Annotated in this window: 3 protein-coding genes; 1 reads left to right on the plus strand and 2 read right to left on the minus strand. The window is 65.9% G+C overall.

The window, feature by feature from the left end:
- Positions 1-146 precede the first annotated feature (146 nt).
- Positions 147-398 (plus strand): hypothetical protein, encoded by a 252-nt coding sequence (locus P2Q66_RS03245; RefSeq protein WP_275725524.1) that lies wholly within the window; start codon positions 147-149, stop codon positions 396-398.
- Positions 399-469: 71 nt separating this feature from the next.
- On the opposite strand, the gene P2Q66_RS03250 is transcribed toward P2Q66_RS03245, so the two are convergent.
- Together P2Q66_RS03250 and P2Q66_RS03255 are read right to left on the minus strand one after the other, a co-directional pair.
- Complete coding sequence (locus P2Q66_RS03250; RefSeq protein WP_275725526.1) at positions 470-622, minus strand: hypothetical protein; 153 nt, start codon at positions 620-622, stop codon at positions 470-472.
- Between the two features lie 198 nt (positions 623-820).
- Positions 821-1861, minus strand: a 1041-nt coding sequence (locus P2Q66_RS03255; RefSeq protein WP_275725527.1) for a DUF4192 domain-containing protein, incomplete at its 5' end; no start/stop codon positions are given.

A 1861-nucleotide genomic window follows, 5' to 3' on the forward strand; every position in this document is an offset into this window, starting at 1 on the left:
AGGTTCAGGGGGTCCGGAGCCCTGCGACGGCACGCCCTGAACCCAACAGCCGGCCGCGCCAGCGGACGCCCGCCAACTGGTTGAAGCGCAGCGGAAACCAGGGCGAGCCCAGCGAGCATGCACTTGTCCCTGATTAGGGTTAGGACATGAGAGATCCAGCTCCACGCCCCGGCCACAGCGATAAAGCCAGGCGCGCAAGCGCCTGGACGTCACCAAGGACCTGCCGGGCCCTGGCCGTGGTGTTCACCGTTGCTGCGCTCCTATCGGTGGTGCTCGTGGTCGTGGATCTGGTTATCGGCCGGCCTGCTGCCGGTGACCTCTTTATCGTTTTCCTCAACGGCCTCGCGGCCGTGATCCTGTGGATGCTCGTACGGCGGACCGAAGGGCCGGCACGTTGATGTGCCGGCCCTTCGTGGTTTTCCTCGGCAAAAAGGAAACTTGTGGGTGCAGCGTCAGCGCTGCACTGCGGTTACAGCTCGTAGTGTCTTTGGTCTTTCCTTGGCCGGTCCACCGGGCCGGTCGCTGGGCCTGCGGTGAGCAGGCTCAGTTCCAGGATGTCTTCAAGGGGGCTCGCGTCCGGGGCAACGGTATCGTCCTCGGTCATGCGGAAATGATCTGCCACGCTCGGGGCTCCTTGGCTGTACGGGACGGCGGTGTCCTTTCACAGTATCGGCAGTTCCTGCGCGCGGGCTGGAAGTCGCGGCGCCCGCGTAGCGTGACGCGGCCGGCGGAGCGAAGCGGGGGAGGCCGCCGCGCACCTGGCGACGATCCACGATGAGGGCCGGACCCCTCTTTGTAGTGGAGTCCGGCCCTATCGAAGCTAGCGCTTCAGGCGGCGGTCATACGCCTTTTTCGGGTCCCGGCAGCAGTCTGCCAGCAGGCCGCGGTTGACCAGTTCGCCCAGCAGTTCCGCCAGCCGATACCCGGTGCTGTCCTCCAGCGCGAGCTTGAAGTACCGGGCGGCGAAACTGGACTGTCCTTTGAGCCATTCCAGCCAGCCGATCAGGCACAACATGGGGGCACGCTGCCCTTCCGGGGTGGCTTTCATCAGCTCGAACGCGACTTCCTGCGCCGTGTCCACGCGGGCCCAGTCCGGGCGGGTGGGGAACACACCAAGCATGACGGAGGTGAACTGCTCGGGCGCGTGCGGGACGATGTCGCCCATCATGTAGTCCCGGATGGTGGGGTGCTGCAACGCTCCTGCCAGCTGGTGCGCGGTTTCGGTCGTCAGGCTCTTCGGATCGTCGAGCACCTTGGCCCAGGCAGCACGGCTGGCTTCGAGGTCTTCGGGCCAGCCGTCTGGCTTGTGCGCTGCGATAGCCTCGCGGGCCGTCTCGTCTCCCGTGAAGGGTGCCGGGGCGATGAAGCCGGTGACAGCGCTGCCCCGGTAGATCAGGGCGGCGTTGCCGTTGCTGGTGGTGATGGCATCGAGCGACTCATCGGGGCAGCAGCTGGTGTCCGCGCAGTGGTAGTTCCGCCACAGTTCGGAGGTCACCAGCCATGCGTCCCGCAGCGGCATACCTGCAGTTTCCAGCTCGGTGCGCAGTGCCTGCACGTGCCCGGCGTAGGGACGGCTGCCGTCGCTGGTCTTCTCGTCGGTGTAGATGACCAGCAGGCTGCCGGTGGCGGCCTCGTCGGCGGTCAGGTAGCTGACGACGGTCTGGGCGAAACCTGCCGTGTCCTGTCCGAACGGGGCATCCACGCGCAGGGTCGCGCCGATCTTGTTGCCCTGCATGGTCAGTGCGACAAAGGATTCCGTAGGGGCCTGTCCCAGCGTGTGTGGGATGAAGGCCAGGACGTCGGCCGGGCCGGTGAATTTGATGAAGTCGTTCATGGTGTTGCTCCTTCTTGCCGAGAAGTT

This window comes from Arthrobacter sp. Cr_A7 (genome assembly GCF_029222765.1).
Lineage (GTDB): Bacteria > Actinomycetota > Actinomycetes > Actinomycetales > Micrococcaceae > Arthrobacter.

Coding starts and splice junctions, on each gene's coding strand:
- P2Q66_RS03245 (WP_275725524.1), top strand. CDS start 147: ATGAGAGATCCAGCTCCACGCCCCGGCCACAGCGATAAAGCCAGGCGC.